The organism is Adhaeribacter terreus, from assembly GCF_042657365.1.
Classification (GTDB): domain Bacteria; phylum Bacteroidota; class Bacteroidia; order Cytophagales; family Hymenobacteraceae; genus Adhaeribacter_A; species Adhaeribacter_A terreus.
Genome location: NZ_JBHSKT010000009.1, coordinates 1 through 19,476, shown reverse-complemented (window position 1 = coordinate 19,476; position 19,476 = coordinate 1). Strand labels below are relative to the sequence as shown.

Here is a 19,476-nt window from a genome sequence, read left to right as displayed (position 1 = left end):
ACGTAAAACAACCCGTAAAATACGGGCAACCCGTTTATGTACAGAAGAGCATTCAGCCTGAGCGGCCAGATCGTAGATATTGAAAATCAGGAAGTTTACAGTGGAACCGTAAACGTAGAAAATGGCAGAATTGCCAGCATTATTAGAGACGAAAATACTGAAAGCCAGTATATTATGCCCGGTTTTATAGATGCGCACGTGCACGTAGAAAGTTCTATGCTTGTGCCCCGCGAATTTGCCCGTTTAGCCGTAGTGCACGGCACCGTAGCAACGGTTTCCGATCCGCACGAAATTGGCAACGTACTGGGTTTGAAAGGCGTGGAATACATGCTGGAAAATGGCGCGCAGGTTCCGTTCAAATTTTACTTTGGCGCGCCAAGCTGCGTTCCAGCCACGCCTTTCGAAACGGCCGGCGCCGAAATCACTTCCGAAGACATTGAAGAACTTTTCCAGCGGGAAGAAATAAAATACTTGGCCGAAATGATGAACTGGCCCGGCGTGCTGAACCATGCCCCGGTAGTCACGCAGAAAATTACGCTGGCGCAAAAATTCGGCAAGCAGATAGATGGCCATGCGCCCGGTTTGCGCGGCGAACAGGCTAAAGCTTACATTGAAGCCGGCATGACCACCGACCACGAATGTTTCACGAAAGAAGAAGCGCTCGACAAGCTGAAATACGGCATGAAGATCCTGATCCGGGAAGGCAGCGCGGCGAAGAATTTTGAAGCCTTAATTGAGCTGCTAAACGATTACCCGGACATGATAATGTTCTGCTCCGACGATAAACACCCGGATAATCTGGTAGAAAGCCACATAAACGAACTGGTGAAACGCGCTTTGGCCAAAGGAATTGATATATTCAAAGTTCTGAAAGCAGCGTGCATTAACCCGGTTAAACATTACAAACTGGAAGTTGGCTTGCTGCGCGAAGGTGATCCGGCGGATTTTATTGTAGTAAATAACCTGCAGGATTTCGAAGTAAGACAAACCTACATAAATGGTAACCTGGTTGCAGAAAACGGTAAAACTAACATCGAATTTGCGCCGAGCACTTTGGTGAACAATTTCGATACCGATCTGAAAAAGCCGGAACAGTTTAAAATGGTAGCTTCTGAAGGCGAAAAAGTGCGCGTAATAGAAGCGTTTGACGGGCAATTAATTACGCACCAGCTTTTTGAAACCGCCAAAATTGAGAACGGCAATGCGGTTAGTGATGTCGAAAATGATGTACTGAAAATTACCGTGGTGAACCGCTACCAGAATGCCGAACCTGCGGTTGCTTTCATCAAAAATATAGGTTTAAAAAGTGGCGCCGTTGCGTCTTCCGTAGGCCACGATTCGCATAATATTGTAGCCGTTGGTTGCGACGATGACAGTATTTGCCGGGCGGTGAATTTAATAATAAAAGCCAAAGGCGGGATTTGTGCGGTAGATGGTCCGGCGGAAAAACTGCTGGCTTTACCGGTAGCCGGCATAATGAGCGCGGAAGACGGTTACGAAGTAGCCCAGCAATATTCGCAGATCGATGCGATGGCCAAAGCGATGGGCAGCACGCTAGCCTCGCCGTTCATGACCCTGAGTTTTATGGCGTTGCTGGTAATTCCGGCGTTGAAACTGAGCGATAAAGGTTTGTTCGATGGCGAAAGTTTCCGGTTTGTAGATGCTATTGAGAAAGGATGAGATTTAAGATCTTAGCCTTTCTCTTGCTTGTTTTAGCCTACAAATCTTTAGCACAAAGAAATTATACCGGGAAATACAATGACCATTTTGGCCATGAATTGAGGTTAAATTCTGATTCAACATTCAAGCATACAACAAGAATTGATTTAATATATAGCTGGACTTCTGGTATTTGGGAATTCAATAACGATACCATTTATCTAAAACCAGTATTTATTTATGACACGCTCACTTTTGTCAATAAAGAAAAAGTAATAATTGATTCTTTGGTTTTGTCTTTTGATGAAAAGGGCGAAAAAATAAATTCTGATCAGTATGCTACATTAACAAGAGAATACGGCGGAATTAAACAAAATCAGTTTATAATTCCTGAAAAGGTCTATTATAAAGAAGATAGACTTTATTTGATTGGAAAAAATGGTAGGCTAATTAAGAAGAAAAGTAAGCCTTTTAAGACCAGAAATAAACATATATCATGGTATATCAAAAAAAACTGACTTGAATTTTGATGTCGTTCTATAGTAATTAAAACGCTATAGTTAAAGGCCAGAAAAGTGACCTGCTTTAAAAGGTGCTCTTTTCTGGCCTTTAACTTACTGCTGACTGCTGATTAAAATTGTTGTTGATGCGCATTAGTTCCAGATTCTTTTCTTTCAGGATCTGTTCGGTTCTTTTGCGCTGCTCAATTTCCCGTTCCAGGTCGCGGTTGGTCTTAATGAGCTGGGCTGTACGTTGCTGTACCCGGGTTTCGAGGGCTTCGTTGGCTTCGCGCAAGGCAATTTGTGCCCGTTCGCGTTCCGCCACTTCGCTACGCAGTTTAATGTTTACTTCTTCTAAACGTTTGTTGCTGGGCAAGCGTCTTAAAACCGGCATAGAACGGTAAAGCATAACAGCTGCCATTATAGAAACCAGCCCGGTAAGCACTTTTAAAAGTCCCTGCACCCGGTAAATTGGCGTCCAGATGGTAACAAGATCAATAAAATGGGTAATGCCGCACAGCAAAATGAAGAGTGCAAATAACACAAAAGTACTTTTACGATTCAAGTCTTTGCGTTTTTTTGTCAGGAAAAATAAAACCGGGGAAATAGATAAATAAGCCAGAGCTGTAAGGCCATCGCCTAGCACATTGGTTGCCAAGATAGCAGGTTGCCAGAAGAAGCAATGCCCGTGAGGAATAAATCCAACTGACTCAAAAAGGTTCTGTATATATTCAAGCATCTTACAACGAAGTTTCTTAGAGGTTTTTCCTTCCGATAAGTTAATTAGTTAGTCTACCTCAATATTTTAATATTCCACTAATTAATTTAATATTAATTATACGAACATCCTATAAAAGAGAACATTAACAAAGCAGGTATTTTTATCGATTTTCAGAAAAACAAGAAATAAAAAAAACCGGAACTCTTAATGTCCGGCTTTTTTTATTAAAAAACAATAACCCTTTTAAAAAATACCTAAAAGTGGGTATGCCTAATCCAGGTAACCTTGCTTCTTCATCCACTCGTCGTTATAAACTTTGCCTAAATAACGGGTACCATGGTCTGGCAGAATAATTACCATTATATCGTCTTCTTTCATGTGCTCGCGGGCATGTTCTAAAGCACCAAATACTGCAGAGCCAGATGACCAACCCACAAACAGACCTTCTTCCTTTGCCAAACGACGAGTCATGAGTGCCGCATCTTTATCGGTTACTTTAATGAATTTATCGATCAGGTCGAAATCTACGTTTTTCGGCAAAATATCTTCGCCAATGCCTTCTGTAGCGTAAGAATAGATCTCGTTTTCGTCGAAAATACCGGTTTCCTTGTATTTTTTGAAAACGGAGCCGTAGGTATCCAAACCAATTACTTCCACTTTCGGGTTCTGCTCTTTCAGGTACTTAGAAATACCACAGATGGTACCACCGGTTCCAACACCTGCCGCAAACATGGTAATTTTACCTTCAGTCTGCTGCCAGATTTCCGGACCGGTGCCTTCGTAATGCGCGGCGGTATTAGAAAGGTTATCGTATTGGTTCGGGTAAAAAGAATTCGGAATGTCTTTGTTCAGTTGTTTGGCAACCGAATAATACGAACGCGGATCGTCGGGCGTAACGTTGGTTGGGGTAACTACAACCTCCGCTCCTACGGCGCGCAGAATATCCATTTTCTCTTTGCTTTGCTTATCGGGCAAGGTGAAAATGCATTTGTAGCCTTTTGCCTGGGCCGCCAGTGCCAAACCCATACCGGTGTTGCCGGAAGTACCTTCAATAATGGTTCCGCCCGGTTTCAGCAAACCTGCTTTCTCGGCATCTTCGATCATGCGGAGCGCCATGCGATCTTTTACGGAGTTGCCCGGGTTAAAATATTCTACTTTGGCCAGGATGGTGCCTTTAATGCCTTCGGTTACTTTATTGAGCTTTACCAGCGGCGTGTTGCCAATGGCTTCGGTTATGTGGTTTAGATACATTTCTGTTTAATTAGAAATTATGAATTAGAAATTAGAAATGGCTTTATAAGCGCAATTCTGCTTGTGGCAAAGTTACGGAGTTTTTTCGGGAATGGCAGAATGTGGGTTTTGTAGCTGAAAACGGTAGGGTTTAGAGGGGAAAAAGTGCGCAAAGCTTAACGACAGCTTTTCAGCTTCAGAAAAAAATAAATTTCTAACACGAAGCAGCGTTTCGGCTTTTTTTTACGACTACTTAATGAACACTACATTTAATAACTAAAAAATAGTGGCTATGAAAAAAATTCTTCTCCTCTGCCTGCTGGTCGGGCTAACTTCTTTAAATGCTTCAGCACAATATTTTCAATGGGCAAAGAAACAGGAAAACACCTTACATGGACCTTCTGTTGCCAGTGGTAACAGCCTGGTTGCAACAACAGGAATTTTTTCCCAGACAATTACCCTGGGAAACCAAACTTTTTCTACGGTTGACTCAATGGATAATTATTTAGCCGTGCATGATCATGCAGGTAATGTACTTTGGGCTAAGCATATTATTAACGGAACAAGTTTCGGGCAGCAACCAGCTGTTACCTTAGATCCAAATCAAAACGTGATAATTGCCGGATATTTTGTGGATTCCCTGTATATAGATGGTTTGATATTTAAAGGCACTACTGCCAATACATCTGGTTCTTTTGTAGCGAAATTCAGCCCAACCGGCACATTACTCTGGGCACAGAGCTCCGATATTTCTATTAGAAACTGGCAAACATTTGCTATTGGAAATTCCGTTACAACTGATGATAACGGCAATGTATTTGTGGCCGGAGATTTTTCAAATACTTTATCTTTTAACAATACAAATCTAACAGCCAATGGATCGAGAGATGCATTTATTGTAAAGTACGATGCTTCCGGAGCACTTCAATGGGCTGTAAATACCCCCGTCAACACCCAGGAACATGTAACAAAAGCAAAAGCAACTTCTAACGGGAATGTTTATTTATTGACCATGAATCAAAGCGCAGCAGCCCCGAATCATGGTTTTATGGTATTAAAGATCGGGGCAACCGGTAACATACTTTGGAATTCAATAATCAATACTAATGACACCCACTACCCAAACTTAACAGTTGACAACTCAGATAATGCCTACGTAATTGGAAATCATGACACAAATATTATTGTTGGCGGCACCTCATTAACTCCCAATCCAAATAAGACCAATTTATTTGCAGCGAAAATAGATGCTGCCGGCAACTGGAAATGGCTACGTTCCATTGCTTCAAATATAAATTTTGGCAATATGAGCGTACCTTACCACGCGCCAGGATTGGCTTATACCAATAATAATGAGTTAGTAATTTCCGGAACATTCAGCGGAAGCCCTCAATTTGGCAATATTTCCATAACTTCATCAGCTAACTTACAAAATACGTATGTAGCAAAACTTGATACCGCCGGAACGCCGATCTGGGTAAACAGTACCACCGCTGCCTACGGGAATGTCAATACTGACCTGAGCGGAGATAATAATAACAACCTCTTTATTACCGGGTATTTTTACAACGGGAATACGCAGTTCAGTGCCACTACGCTTACTACTACCGGATATGCGAGCTATTTAGCTAAAATAACTCACGAAGCTAATATCGCTTCCGGCACCGTTTTCTTAGACGCTAACAGCAACGGTATAAAAGATTCTTCCGAAGAACCATTTGGCCAGTTAGTTTTACAAAGCACTCCCGGACCAATTTACGGCATTTCTAACCTGGATGGCACTTACAACATGTATTTACCAACCGGAACCAATACCGTTAGTATTCCGAATCCGCCCCGCTATTACACGGCAGTTCCGGCCAGTCACAGCGTTACGTTCAGCGGAGCAAACCAGGCCCAGACCGGAAAAGATTTTGCGTTGCAGCCTATTCCGAACAGTAACGATGTGAAAGTTACTGTTACGGCATTTATACCGGCACGCCCGGGCTTCCATTCCAAATACCGCCTCACTTTTTATAACGCAGGCACTACCGTTTTATCCGATACGCTGAAATTCTCGCACGATACCGCCACGTTAAGTTTTGTGTCGGCTTCAGAGCCAACAGTGAGCAACAGCAACGGTAAAATGGCCTGGTATTACCAGAACCTGCAACCGCACGAAACCCGCAACATCGACGTGACTTTTTCGGTGCCAACCACTACCGTTTTAGGTACTGCTTTACAAGCTACTGCCAGCATAAAACCGTTTGCGATAGATCTTCTTCAGGCCGATAATATTGATACATTAAACCACGTAGTTATTGGTTCTTACGACCCGAATGACAAGCAGGTAGATAAAACCACGCTTTCCCCTACGGTTGCTGCCAATGGCGAATTTCTGGATTATACCATCCGTTTCCAGAATACCGGAACTGATACCGCTTTCACGGTGGTAGTTACTGACCGGATCATGTCACAGCTGAACCTGGCAGAATTTGAAATGCTTTCGGCCAGCCATAATTACAAACTCAATATTACTGACGGCAACATGCTGGAATGGCGTTTCGAGAATATCCTTTTGCCAGACAGTAACCGCAACGAACCGGCCAGTCACGGCTTTATCCGTTTCCGGATCAAAAGTAAAGCCGGCTTAGTTCCAGGCGATTCTATTACCAACCAGGCCGCCATTTACTTCGACTACAACGCGCCGGTTATTACCAACCACGCCGTAACCAAAGTAAATAACCCGATGAGCGTGAAAGAACGCAAAACCAACATTCAGGCTTTCAAACTTTACCCGAACCCGGCTAAGAATTATGTGATGGTGGCTGCTGCATTCAAGAAAAACACTTCCGCTACAGTTTCTTTGGTGAATTTACTTGGACAGACACTTTCCAAAGTAAACCTGCCGGTTAATAATCAGATCCATTACCAGATGCCACTAAACGAACTTCCTAAAGGTGTTTATCTCATCAGGCTGGAAACGGAAACTGGCATGCAAACGCAGCGATTAGTTATCCAGTAGTTTTTCGGGCTAAAACCATAGCGTTTTTGAAACCGGCTGTTCTTCATTGAGCAGCCGGTTTTTTGATTTCAGCAGTTGATGGAGAAATTAATTTACAACATGAAGCAACGGTTTGATGTTATTTTCCGACTTCTTTTTAACAGACACTCCTAATTAAAACTGTATCGTTATGAAGAAACTACTTCTATTATGCTTCTTTATCGGACTTACTTCGCTCACTGCTTTTGCACAATATTTCCAATGGGCGAAGATGCAAGATAATAGTGCTCCTTTTAGTACTCCTGGTAATTATAATTATAGTTACCCACAAGGTGGAAATTATCTGGCAAACACTAATAACTTACTGGCTACTACCGGCTTATTTTATGATGATATTACACTGGGCAACCAAACGTTTATCTTATCCGATTCTATAGATGCATACTTAGCCTTATACGATCTGAATGGCAACGTACTTTGGGCCAAACAAATTATTAGCCAAACCCCAATTCGACCTTCGGTGGCAATTGATAATAACCACAATATAGTTATCAGCGGTGTATTCCGTGATTCCTTGTATATAGATGGGCAGATATTTAAAGCCAGTGCTGCTAATAAAATGGGCGTATATGCTGTTAAATTCAGCCCGACTGGCTCATTTCTGTGGGCCCAAAGCTCCGATGTAAATACCGGAAATTATCAGACCGAGTTTTTTGAGCCTTCCGTAAAAACAGATACCTCCGGAAATGTGTACATAGCCGGAAACTTTATCAACACATTTACTTTCAACAACACTTCGCTGCATACAACCTATAACTCAAAGATTTATCTGGTTAAAATAAACGAATCCGGGGTATCTCAGTGGGTAACCAGCGTTGGCGATTCTACACGTTCTAATCATACTATCAATATTAATGTAACGGATGCCGGCAATATTTACCTGGCTTATACCCTAATGACTCCTCCAGCACCTTTCTGGGGCAATAAGATCACCAAACTGAATACCGCCGGTAATGTTTTATGGACCAGCACCGTTATTGGTCCTGGCGCCACAGGCGTAGATCTGGTTACTGATAAAGCGGAGAACGTATACCTGACCGGATATTTTTTCCAGAATATCATGGTTGGCAATACCACCTTAAATACGAATACCGGGAGTTGCTTATTGGCAAAAGTGAACGCTTCCGGGAACCTGGTTTGGGCTAAATCTATAGCTACCTGGTTAACTCCAGGGTCAGGTTTTATATTTGGTACGCCAAAAATCACGATCAGTGCAGATCAAAACATTGCAGTAACCGGCCAGTTCTCTGGAATTCCACAGTTTTCGGGTTCCACTTTAACGATACCTTCTTCTTCTGAAGGCACTTTTATTTCCCAACTAGATACTGCCGGCTATACTGTTTGGGTGAATACCGTTATGGATGCAACTCAACCTAGTTTTGTTTACCCTACAGCCTTAACCGGAGATCAAGCAGGCAATTTTTATTTACAAGGCACCTTTGGCGGGAGCTTTCAATTTGGTAGTACTACGCTCAATGCAAGCCCTTTGGCGGGCAATTTCCTGACGAAGATAAATTTCGGCGGCAGCAATGCTGTTCAGGGAAAGATATTTGTGGACTCGAATGCAAACGGTATTTACGATGTCGCAGAAACTCCTTTCCGGCAATTGGTTTTAAATACTTCGCTTGGAAACGTAAATAGTTATGTCGGCTCAGGATGGTAGTTATAAAATTTACTTGCCTGGCAACAATTCTACTGTAAGCCTGGCCAATCTACCACTTTATTATACTGCAGTACCTGTAAGCCATACTGTTTCTTTCATGGGTATGAATCAAACTGTTTCGGGTAAAGATTTTGCTTTGCAACCCATACCGAATATGAACGATGTAAAGGTAACTGCAACAGCCTTAACGCCGGCCCGCCCAGGTTTTAAGCTCAAATATCGCCTTACTTTTCAGAACTTAGGCACTACTGTTTTATCTGACTCCCTTCGGTTCACCTATAATGCCAGTAGCTTAAACTTCGATTCTGCTACTATAATGCCCTTGTTGAATAATGCCGGGAAGCTAACGTGGTCTTATTTAAATCTGCAACCTAATGAAATCCGTAATTTAGATCTTAATTTTTCAGTTCCTGCCACGGCCGTTTTAGGTAGCAATCTTCAGAGTATTGCAAGTATTAAACCGATAGCAATAGACATGAATCCGTCGGACAATACAAGCATAGTTAATACAACCATAACAGGTTCTTATGACCCGAATGACAAACAGGTAGATAAAACTACACTTTCTCTAAACCAAGGCGCCAATGGAGAATTTCTGGATTATATCATCCGCTTCCAGAATACCGGAACTGATACCGCTTTCACGGTGGTAGTTACTGACCGGATCATGTCACAGCTGAGCCTGTCAGAATTTGAAATGCTTTCGGCCAGCCATAATTACAAACTCAATATTACTGACGGCAACATGCTGGAATGGCGCTTCGAAAACATCCTTTTACCAGACAGTAACCGCAACGAACCGGCCAGTCACGGCTTTATCCGTTTCCGGATCAAAAGTAAAGCCGGCTTAGTTCCAGGCGATTCTATTACCAACCAGGCCGCCATTTACTTCGACTACAACGCGCCGGTTATTACCAACCACGCCGTAACCAAAGTAAATAACCCGATGAACGTGAAAGAACGCAAAACCAACATTCAGGCTTTCAAACTTTACCCGAACCCGGCTAAGAATTATGTGATGGTGGCTGCTGCATTCAAGAAAAACACTTCCGCTACAGTTTCTTTGGTGAATTTACTTGGACAGACACTTTCCAAAGTAAACCTGCCGGTTAATAATCAGATCCATTACCAGATGCCACTGAACGAACTTCCTAAAGGTGTTTATCTCATCAGGCTGGAAACGGAAACTGGCATGCAAACGCAGCGATTAGTTATCCAGTAGTTTTTCGGGCTAAAACCATAGCGTTTTTGAAACCGGCTGTTCTTCATTGAGCAGTCGGTTTTTTTTATTCCTGAAAGGCCGGCAGGAATTGTAAGTAAACTTTATAAACTTAGCTCATTTCTGATTGAAAGCCGAACGGTGCGTTTAATTTATTGCCATTATTTTCACTACATCCAAAACCATTCCATCGAATTTTAGTTTGTGTTATTGCGCGTAGTTTAGTTTCTTTGGGCTTTCATTTTGAGCTTTAAAGGATGGCTTTTCTTTGAAACTTCAGCCTTAAAGCACCCGCGGAATTTCAGTACCTGATCTGCTTTATAAAAATAAAACTACCTTATCCCGAAAATATGGCAAACAACTACTTTACTTCGCTCCGGAAATGGCTCCTGGCGGGCATGTTTCTTTCGGCGTACTTTGGCCTACCTTCAGACTTAAAAGCCCAGACTACCCCGGCTATTTCCTGGGACAAAGCGCTGGGTGGCGGCGACGGCGATAATTTAACGTGTTTCGGGCAAACTTCCGATGGCGGTTTTATTCTCGGAGGTAATTCTGCTTCGGGAATTGGTGGCGATAAAAGCCAGGTGCATTTCGGAAATGGCGATTTCTGGATCGTTAAAACCGACGCCAACGGGAATAAGATATGGGATAAAACGTTTGGCGGCAGCGCTTACGACATGCTCGTGGCCGTTCATCAGACTTCCGATGGCGGGTATATTTTAGGCGGCTACTCCAACTCACCAGTTTCTGGAAATAAAACTTCGCCGTACCGGGGCGGTGGCTACGATTATTGGGTAGTAAAAACCGATGCCAACGGCAGTAAAGTTTGGGACAAGTCTTTCGGCGATAGCGGTTGGGACCAATTGGCGGCCTTGGCCCCAACTTCCGATGGCGGTTATTTATTGGCCGGCGAATCAGATTCGCCCATGTCGGCTAACAAAACCCAGGCTTCTAAAGGTAGTGCAGATTATTGGTTGGTGAAAATAGATGCCAACGGAAACAAATCCTGGGACAAAACTATTGGCGGCAGCAGCGGCGATTACTTAACTACCTTGAAAGCAGCGCCGGGCGGCTTTATTCTGGGCGGTTATTCCGGTTCAAATGTTTCCGGCGATAAAACGCAGGGCAGCCAAGGCAGCTACGATTTCTGGCTTGTAAAAATTAACACGGCCGGCAGCAAGGTCTGGGATAAAACCTACGGCGGTCCACAGGAAGAACGCTTGAGACGCATTTTACCAACTTCAGACGGCGGTTATCTAATTGGCGGAAGTTCATATTCAAACACCGGCGGCGACAAAACTTCTCCGACCAAAGGATATATAGATATGTGGGTGTTGAAACTAAATGGGCAGGGAAACAAAACCTGGGATAAAGCTTATGGCGGCGGCGACGAAGACGTGCTCACAGACATTGCCGAACTTCCTTCCGGTGAGCTCATTTTTTCGGGTTACTCCCGCTCCGGCATTACCGGCGATAAAACCGAAGCCGTAAGGGGCGGAAACGATTATTGGCTCGTTAAAACCGACAATTCCGGCAACAAGCTCTGGGATAAAACCATTGGCGGCAACCTGTATGAATTCGGCGGCCACTTAATTCAGACTTCAGATGGCAGTTTGTTGATTGGAGGGTATTCGGAAAGCTACCCGAGCGGCGAAAAAACTTCCCCTGGCAACGGCGAAAACGATATGTGGCTCGTAAAATTAGCGGGAACCGTATCCGGAACTTCAGCTCCCAATACCCCGGAAGCCGTTTCGATCAGGCCAAACCCGAGTTCCGGCAAATTTCTCTTAACTGCCAATGTGTTACCATCGGCCAAAACCCAATTGATAATTACCGATCTGGCAGGCCGGTTAATCCTGCAAAAAGAACTCAATCAGGCGAACGGCTTTATGCAAGAAGAACTGAAAGTGAACGCCCGGCCCGGAATTTACCTGCTAACTCTAAAAGCTGGCAACCGAAACCTGGTTCGGAAACTCATCATCGAGTAATTCCGGAAATATTCAGGCAAAGTTTTGATGCGTTTTCAGAAAGTTATCGCTTCCCTTTTGCCAGAGTTTTTCGGCGTATACCTCTAGCGTTTTTGGCTTGAATAGCAGCTTCTAACCTTATGAAATTCCTTTGGTGTCTGTTCAGAAAATAACGGGTAATTCATTTTTAGAGAATCGACTGTTCACCAATTGAGCAGCCGGTCTATTTTTTGCTGAAAAACGCTATGCTTTCGGGCAGAAAAACTAAAAAACACTGCAATTTTGCACCGGCCGGAAAAAAGCCTATTTTTGCAGGAGCTTTTAATTTTGCATCAAAACCACTTAACGAAATACCAATGAGCGTATTAGTAAATAAGAATTCCAAAGTAATTGTGCAGGGCTTCACCGGCTCGGAAGGTTCTTTCCACGCGCAGCAAATGATCGAATATGGTACCAACGTTGTTGGTGGCGTTACGCCGGGTAAAGGCGGTTCTATGCACCTGGATCGTCCGGTATTTAACACGGTAGCTGAGGCTGTTGAGAAAGCCGGCGCCGATACTTCTATTATTTTCGTGCCACCAGCTTTTGCGGCCGATGCTATTCTGGAAGCTGCTGATGCAGGCATTAAAGTGATCATTACCATTACCGAAGGTATTCCGGTGAAAGATATGATCGCGGTAAAAGCGTATCTGAAAGGCAAAGACCTGACTCTGATCGGACCAAACTGCCCAGGTGTAATTACGCCAGGTGAAGCGAAAGTTGGTATCATGCCAGGCTTCGTTTTCAAACCAGGCCGCATCGGTATCGTTTCTAAATCAGGAACTTTAACGTACGAAGCTGCTGACCAGATCGTGAAAGCCGGTTTAGGTATTTCTACTGCTATCGGTATCGGTGGTGACCCTATTATTGGTACGCCAACTAAAAACGCGGTTGAAATGCTGATGAACGACCCTGAAACTGACGCGATCGTAATGATCGGTGAGATCGGTGGTAATTACGAAGCGATGGCTGCAGAATACATCCGTGCTACCGGCAACAAAAAACCGGTTGTAGGTTTCATTGCTGGCCAGACTGCTCCAAAAGGCCGCAGAATGGGTCACGCTGGTGCAATTATTGGTGGCGCTGATGATACTGCAGAAGCTAAAATGCGCATCATGCGTGAAAATGGCATTTTTGTAGTAGATTCTCCTGCTGAAATTGGCGAAACAATGGTAAAAGCCCTGAAGGGCGAAGCCGTTAACGCTTAATTCAAAATCGTTTTGAAATAGAAAAAGCCCTGCTGTATAAACAGCAGGGCTTTTTGTTTAATAGTGCAGATTAAAAAACCGTAGCGCAGGGTTTAAACCTTGCGCTACGGTTTTTTGCCGGATTACTGGCGTAAGCTTTCAGCGCCAGCGAGAGAAGTAAAACAAAAAAGCCTCTAGTTTTTTTCAAAGGCTAATCAATTACTTTTCAGACCCAAACCCCTACCCTTTTCAAATCGAAAATTCAAGCTACGAATATTCGAAAATATAAAAACTTCAACTGGCTAAACGCATATCAAACTCTGGTTCAAAAGGTATGGCTTCGGAATAATCCTGCTCATCGAACCAATCAGAAACGTTATCTACTTTCACTTTCGGGCCTTCCACCAGTATGTGATCTTTGCGGATGTAAATGGTAACTTTTGGCGTAAAAAAACTGCTTTGTACGAGCATTTTGTTAAAATACAACCGATTGGAACGGCCGCCTTTCAATACATATCCATTCTGATAAAATTTCCGCCGCAGCTTATCCAGGCACGCTTCTTTGTCTTCGAAACGAATACGGATACGATGGGCTCGGTTCAGATAAACGCTGATACTTACCAAAACAAGCACCGAAAAACTGTACCCGAACCAGGTAAAATTATTGGTGGCATTAGAAAAAAGCTCACGGTTAGAAAGGAAAAGCACGTAAACGCCCAGGAAAATGATGTTCGGCATTATTAATTTCAGGTAGTAAACAAATCTGTTCATAGCTGCAAGGCTTTAAATTCCAACGAAAACCGGCCACTTTAAATTGCACTGCGATGCTTCAACCGGACAAGCCTTGCTAACGGAAAAAACCGTACCGAAAGTTGCCTAAAAAGTAATGTTAACGCTAAACTTTTTTAGACACTTGTTTAAATGCAATTCCATTCTAAAAACAATATTATTGGTTGGGCAATAACCAAACATGCAATTTTAAGTAAACCACATTTTGGAGCATAAACCTGAATTAAAACATACGGTTTACTGCAAAAGCTTTTATGGAAAATTTAACCAGCAAAATACTATGAACGAGATCGTAGAACCATACTTAACTCTTTCGAGCGCTGCATTTTTAGACGGCCAGCATATTCCTGAAAAATATACCTGCGATGGCAAAAATATCAGTCCGCAGCTGGAAATCGGCAATATTCCTGATGGCACCCAAAGTCTGGCTTTAATTGTGGAAGATCCGGATGCGCCAAACGGCACTTTTACGCACTGGCTCATCTGGGATATGCCGGTTTTACATACCATTATGGAAGGCGAAGCTCCAGGCATACAAGGACGCAATGATTTCGGCGATAACAAATATGGAGGGCCATGTCCACCGAATGGCACGCACCGTTATTACTTCCGTTTATATGCTTTAAGCCAGAAACTAAATTTACCGGAAAGCACATCGAAAGAAGAATTATTAAAAGCCATAGAACCGGTTAAGCTGGCGAAGGCAGAACTGATGGGAAAATATAACCGGTAGTTTTGGAAGCTAAAACGGTACCGTTTTTACACGAAAGAACCGCAGATCCTCGTCTGCGGTTCTTTCGTGTAAATAGCTGTTACTTTCTTAACGCATAAGCCAGCCCGAAATTCAGATATAATGCTTTGGCTTGAGAGGATGCGACTGCTTCTGATGAAAAATAAGTTTTCCCGGTTTCCGTATCGTAATAGTATGGATAAATAACCGCGCCGTATTTGTTTTGCAAACCTCCCTGATACACGATTCCAACATTACCGCTTAATTTTTCGGTTAATTTGTAGCTCATTTCCAAACCCGATTCTATCAGCCAATTGCTATCTACTGCGCCTATGCCTTGGCTGTTCAGGTTACCATAAACCAAAAATGAAGTATTGTTTTCGGCGCTGGTTGGGGTCTGGAAAGAAGTTTCGCCTCTATATTCTGACACATTAATAATGTCGCCTTTAAACGTATAATCATCCGGCGTTAAAGAAAGTACGATTCCGGTTATTGCCCGAAAGGTAATTTTATCAGTTGGTTGCCAGAATTTCAATTTGAAGCGTAACGGAATTTGCCAGGAATCGCGTACAAGGTAAACCTGGTTGTTTCCATAACTATGTTGATGATCATTCAAACCGAAAATCGAATATATATTCGTGCGGTAAACGCCGGTTTCCGCTTTCAGCAACTGGTTGGGAAATTCATATCCAAAGCCAATACCGTAATTAGCAGTTAGCTTCTTATTAGAATAATTAAAATAACTATTGGAGTTAGAATAAGCGAAACTTGGACCGGCCTGGGCAGAAAGATAGAAAGAACTTTGGGCGTAACCAGAAACCGCGAACAGGCAAAGCACTACCAGCGACAAACTTTTTTTCATAGTTGAATTTTTAGTGATTGGGACGTTATCAAAACAACGCCTGAAACTCTAACATATTTTTAAAACGCTATCCTTTTTAAGCAAAAAACCCGCAGGTTTGAACTGCGGGTTTTCCTTTTAATTCTTTTTAGCTTTTTCGCATTTTAATAAAGTAATTTTATCAAAATTGTACCTTAGAAACAACGCCAGATTTAAGGTTGTAGCCGGATTGTTAAAAGCCGCATGATAATCGTCCATTCTTTCATTGCCGATGAAATCAATATTCAATCTTTCAAAAGGGCCAGGTGAATATTGATAGGCAATAGCAGCACCAGCTTCCAGATGTTTCGTTAATTTATAGGAAGCTTCCGTACCAATTTCGGCCGTGAGATGTAAGTTGGTATTATTTTTCCCGGTACCCGTATTTCGGTCAATAATAAAAATCTCTTCCGCATAGTATGGTTTTTTCGTTCTAACAGTTAAGAGTCTTCCTTCTCTGGCTATTTCTTCATAACCACCCGTTAATTCAAAATCTTTCTCATCTATCCAGGTAAAATTAAGACCGGTAATAATTCTTAGTTGCACTTTTCCGGAAGCTTTATTTAAAACCCTCGTTTTAAGGTATAGCGGCACCTGTTTCATTTCTGAAGAAAAAATAAGGTCAAGATCGCTGTAAACGTAGTGGAAACGCGTCGCAGTTTGCAATTCCCGGACCATATAACCTGTTTCTACAAGAAACCTTTCATTCAGCGTTTTATAACCAATTCCTATTACATAATTTCTTCCCCAGGTTGTTACTTTACCTTGCCCTCCAATGCCGGAATAAATTTTATGATAGCTGACACGCGTACCTAAAGCTCCGGACACATACATATTTCCCAACCTTATTGTATCGGTGCAAACTACTTTTTCTACAGTATCTGCAGGAAGTAATAGTAAGCTATCCGGCGCTAACGGAGCACCAGCAATTGAAGTAGAATCTGATTGCGCAGTTACATTTAAACTACCAGCCAGAATTGCAAGAAGCAGAAGGATCCTCATAAAGTAAAATTTTATTAAATATAAAACGCTATCCTTTCAGAACAAAAAACCCGTAAGCCAAAGCCTACGGGTTTTCCAATAAGTCGAACAATCGAATATCGAATTAATCGAACTATCTATTTTGCGTAGCTCACCGAACGCATTTCGCGGATAACCGTGATCTTGATCTGTCCCGGGTACTGCATCTCCTTCTCGATCTTCTGGCTGATATCAAAAGAAAGCTGTTGCGCGCGTTCGTCGGTTACGTTGTCGGCGTCTACCATTACGCGAAGTTCGCGGCCGGCCTGGATGGCGTAGCACTGGTTCACACCTTCAAAGCTCAGCGCCGTTTCTTCCAGTTCTTTCAGACGCTTGATGTACGACTCCATAATCTCGCGGCGGGCGCCCGGACGGGAACCGGAGATCGCATCGCAAGCCTGTACTAACGGCGACACCATTGCGGTCATTTCAATTTCGTCGTGGTGGGCACCGATGGCGTTCACTACATCCGGGTGTTCTTTGTATTTCTTGGCCAGCTCCATACCAATGATGGCGTGCGGCAATTCCGGTTCTTCGGTGGTAACTTTACCAATATCGTGGAGTAAGCCGGCGCGTTTGGCGTGTTTCACGTTCAGGCCAAGCTCGGCGGCCATTGTGGCGCAAAGGTTGGCAACTTCGCGGGAGTGCTGCAACAAGTTTTGGCCATAAGAAGAACGGAAACGCATACGACCAACCATTTTGATCAGTTCCGGATGCAGGCCGTGAATGCCCAGATCGATAACGGTACGTTCCCCAATCTCAACGATTTCTTCTTCAATAGATTTCTTCGTTTTGGCAACTACTTCCTCGATGCGGGCCGGGTGAATACGACCATCGGCTACCAGGCGGTGCAAAGCTAAACGGGCAATTTCGCGACGAACCGGATCGAAACCGGAAATGATAATAGCTTCCGGGGTATCGTCAACAATAATTTCTACGCCGGTGGCAGCTTCCAGGGCGCGGATATTACGGCCTTCGCGGCCAATAATTTTACCTTTAACGTCGTCGGATTCGATGTTGAAAATGGAAACGCAGTTCTCGATGGCGTGCTCGGCGGCGGTGCGCTGAATGGTTTCTAAAACTACTTTTTTCGCGTCTTTGGCTGCCGTTAATTTGGCGTTCGCAACGGTATCTTTAATGTAAGAGGAAGCCTGGATCTGGGCTTCGTTTTTTAGGGCTTCCACCATTTGCTCGCGGGCTTCGGAAGCAGTTAAACCGGCTATTTTCTCGAGCTGGCTAACGATGGACTGGTGTTCTTTTTCTACCTGTTCCTGGCGTTTTTTCAGGCCTTCTAATTGGGTAGTTAAGGTTTCCTTAAGGGTATCGGTTTCTTTTTCTTTCTTCTTGAAATCCTCGAGCTGTTTGGCAACGGCTTGTTCGCGCTGCTTTACTTTTTGCTCGTTCTGAATGATGAGGTTTTTCTTCTTGTTGGAATCTTCTTCGAATTCGGCTTTCAGGCGCAAAAATTTCTCCTTGCTTTCGAGCATCCGCTCTTTCTTGATGTTCTCGGCGTTGATTTCGGCTTCGCGCAGGATCAGTTTCGCCTTTTCGCGGGCGTCCTGTTCTTCTTTGGCAAAAACTTTTTTGAGCATTGAGCGGCCCACAAACAAGCCGATTGCTAAACCGACGACGAGGCCAATGATAATATAGACAACTTCCATAACTATAATTTTAGGGTGTTAAAATTATAGCAACCGGGCAAAAACCGTTCAGAATGGGCTGGGCAATGCTTTATTAATGGTCCGCTTTTTCGTCTAAATTAAGAGCATTCAGCGTGTCGTTTAACCGGGTAAGCTTGTCGGAAAAAGTAGAATCGGTTTGCGTTACGGCCTGCACCGTTTTGAGGCGGTCGGCGGCAGTTTCCAGGGCTACCATAGCCAGCAGGTCCTGCTTATCGGTTATGCCGAATTGTTCGCGGAACAGCTTGAGCCGTTCGTTAAGGAATTTGCCGGCAACGCGCAATCTTTCTTCTTCTTCCGGCGATACGCGCATCGGATAATCGCGGTCAGCTATTTTTATTTTAATAGATAACTCATTCATTTCCTTTGCCTTCGTTCTTTATTCCGGTTAATGTTGTTGGTACGGGTGTTAAATATGTATAAACCTTTCTCTTTGTTTTTACAGCTTTCCGGCACTTTTTGGGGCTAAAACGATAGCGTTTTTAAGCCGTTTTTTACAGGCAAAGCCCGCCGGGAAACACAAGTAACTCACAACCGCTTAGTCTCTTAAATAAGCAATGCACTTATCTATTTCGCGGATATATTCGTTTATTTTCAGCTTTAATTCTGTGGTATTCGCAGCATCGGCTGCTATTGTATTTACAATTTTACCAATATTTTCCTGATTTTGAAAATTTTTTATTTCCTGTTCCTTCTCTCCTAACGCGGTTTCGAGCCGTTTTATTTCGGCCTGCGCATTGCCCAGCTCGCGCTGCAAACCCTGGTAACGGGCTATCAGCTTCGAAACTTTCGCTTCGACGCTCCGCAGTTGGTCTAATTGAGAGGCTTTGGTTTCCATATTGGTGTGCGAAGATAGGAAATTCTGGTTTTCTTTCGTCATCCAGAGCGAAGCCGGGGAAACTTATGGGGCAGGTTAAATAATTACCTAATTCAAGCTGAATGATCTATTCAAATAATAACGCCATTTTCTTCCTGAAAAGTGCGTTATTTTAGCTTCCCCTTTAACTAGAAATTCGCCCCTTTTCTTAGAAACTGTTTTAAAAGCCATTAGCAACGTTTAAGCATTACTGAGATCATTGCTATATATACCATCGATTGGCTGTTCATTCTGTTCTTCTCATAATCTTTATTCAGACGCCTTGCATGCAGC

Annotated in this window: 15 protein-coding genes and 1 pseudogene; 8 read left to right on the top strand and 8 right to left on the bottom strand. The window is 43.3% G+C overall.

From position 1 onward, the window contains the following. Positions 1–36: 36 nt before the first annotated feature. Both ade and ACFPIB_RS14275 read left to right on the top strand, forming a co-directional pair. The gene (gene ade, locus ACFPIB_RS14280) at positions 37–1,680 is read left to right on the top strand and encodes an adenine deaminase (protein WP_378018140.1); all 1,644 of its coding nucleotides are present in this window, start codon (positions 37–39) and stop codon (positions 1,678–1,680) included. Beyond that, the gene (locus ACFPIB_RS14275; protein ID WP_378018139.1) at positions 1,677–2,177 is read left to right on the top strand and encodes a hypothetical protein; all 501 of its coding nucleotides are present in this window, start codon (positions 1,677–1,679) and stop codon (positions 2,175–2,177) included. The genes ade and ACFPIB_RS14275 overlap by 4 nt, the downstream gene beginning before the upstream one ends. Positions 2,178–2,268: 91 nt before the next feature. On the opposite strand, the gene ACFPIB_RS14270 is transcribed toward ACFPIB_RS14275, so the two are convergent. After that, positions 2,269–2,898: a hypothetical protein gene (locus tag ACFPIB_RS14270; RefSeq protein ID WP_378018138.1), complete on the bottom strand. Its 630-nt coding sequence runs from the start codon at positions 2,896–2,898 to the stop codon at positions 2,269–2,271. Positions 2,899–3,153: 255 nt separating this feature from the next. Continuing rightward, positions 3,154–4,131, bottom strand: a pseudogene (locus tag ACFPIB_RS14265) (PLP-dependent cysteine synthase family protein); the annotation flags it as partial. Between the two features lie 271 nt (positions 4,132–4,402). On the opposite strand from ACFPIB_RS14265, the gene ACFPIB_RS14260 reads away from it, so the two are divergent. The 5 genes from ACFPIB_RS14260 to sucD all read left to right on the top strand — a co-directional run bounded on the left by ACFPIB_RS14260 (position 4,403) and on the right by sucD (position 13,249). After that, on the top strand, positions 4,403–7,114 hold the full coding sequence (locus tag ACFPIB_RS14260) for a T9SS type A sorting domain-containing protein (RefSeq protein ID WP_378018137.1): 2,712 nt from the start codon (positions 4,403–4,405) through the stop codon (positions 7,112–7,114). A 169-nt stretch (positions 7,115–7,283) separates the two neighbouring features. Next, entirely contained in the window at positions 7,284–8,816 is a 1,533-nt protein-coding gene (locus tag ACFPIB_RS14255; protein WP_378018136.1) for an NHL repeat-containing protein, read from the top strand. Beyond that, positions 8,797–10,038 carry a T9SS type A sorting domain-containing protein gene (locus ACFPIB_RS14250; RefSeq protein WP_378018135.1) on the top strand — a complete coding sequence of 414 codons (1,242 nt, stop codon included), beginning with the start codon at positions 8,797–8,799 and terminating at the stop codon, positions 10,036–10,038. The genes ACFPIB_RS14255 and ACFPIB_RS14250 overlap by 20 nt, the downstream gene beginning before the upstream one ends. A 347-nt stretch (positions 10,039–10,385) precedes the next feature. Continuing rightward, positions 10,386–12,023 carry a T9SS type A sorting domain-containing protein gene (locus ACFPIB_RS14245; protein ID WP_378018134.1) on the top strand — a complete coding sequence of 546 codons (1,638 nt, stop codon included), beginning with the start codon at positions 10,386–10,388 and terminating at the stop codon, positions 12,021–12,023. Positions 12,024–12,358: 335 nt separating this feature from the next. After that, complete coding sequence (sucD, locus tag ACFPIB_RS14240; RefSeq protein WP_378018133.1) at positions 12,359–13,249, top strand: succinate--CoA ligase subunit alpha; 891 nt, start codon at positions 12,359–12,361, stop codon at positions 13,247–13,249. A gap of 273 nt (positions 13,250–13,522) precedes the next feature. Here the strand turns inward: sucD and ACFPIB_RS14235 are convergent, their stop codons facing one another. After that, a complete protein-coding gene (locus tag ACFPIB_RS14235; protein ID WP_378018132.1) occupies positions 13,523–13,999 on the bottom strand; it encodes a hypothetical protein in 477 nt (158 codons plus the stop codon). A gap of 298 nt (positions 14,000–14,297) precedes the next feature. Here ACFPIB_RS14235 and ACFPIB_RS14230 point away from each other — a divergent pair, with 298 nt between their 5' ends. Beyond that, a complete protein-coding gene (locus tag ACFPIB_RS14230) occupies positions 14,298–14,750 on the top strand; it encodes a YbhB/YbcL family Raf kinase inhibitor-like protein (protein ID WP_378018131.1) in 453 nt (150 codons plus the stop codon). A gap of 79 nt (positions 14,751–14,829) precedes the next feature. Here ACFPIB_RS14230 and ACFPIB_RS14225 read toward each other — a convergent pair whose 3' ends face one another. The 5 genes from ACFPIB_RS14225 to ACFPIB_RS14205 all read right to left on the bottom strand — a co-directional run bounded on the left by ACFPIB_RS14225 (position 14,830) and on the right by ACFPIB_RS14205 (position 19,206). Next, positions 14,830–15,609, bottom strand: coding sequence for a hypothetical protein (locus tag ACFPIB_RS14225; RefSeq protein WP_378018130.1), 780 nt, complete (start codon positions 15,607–15,609; stop codon positions 14,830–14,832). A gap of 117 nt (positions 15,610–15,726) precedes the next feature. Next, the gene (locus tag ACFPIB_RS14220) at positions 15,727–16,629 is read right to left on the bottom strand and encodes a hypothetical protein (RefSeq protein ID WP_378018129.1); all 903 of its coding nucleotides are present in this window, start codon (positions 16,627–16,629) and stop codon (positions 15,727–15,729) included. Positions 16,630–16,745: 116 nt separating this feature from the next. Continuing rightward, positions 16,746–18,308 carry a ribonuclease Y gene (gene rny / locus ACFPIB_RS14215; RefSeq protein WP_378018128.1) on the bottom strand — a complete coding sequence of 521 codons (1,563 nt, stop codon included), beginning with the start codon at positions 18,306–18,308 and terminating at the stop codon, positions 16,746–16,748. Positions 18,309–18,381: 73 nt separating this feature from the next. Beyond that, on the bottom strand, positions 18,382–18,687 hold the full coding sequence (locus tag ACFPIB_RS14210) for a cell division protein ZapA (RefSeq protein WP_378018127.1): 306 nt from the start codon (positions 18,685–18,687) through the stop codon (positions 18,382–18,384). 177 nt (positions 18,688–18,864) lie between these two features. After that, entirely contained in the window at positions 18,865–19,206 is a 342-nt protein-coding gene (locus ACFPIB_RS14205) for a hypothetical protein (RefSeq protein ID WP_378018126.1), read from the bottom strand. Positions 19,207–19,476 lie beyond the last annotated feature (270 nt).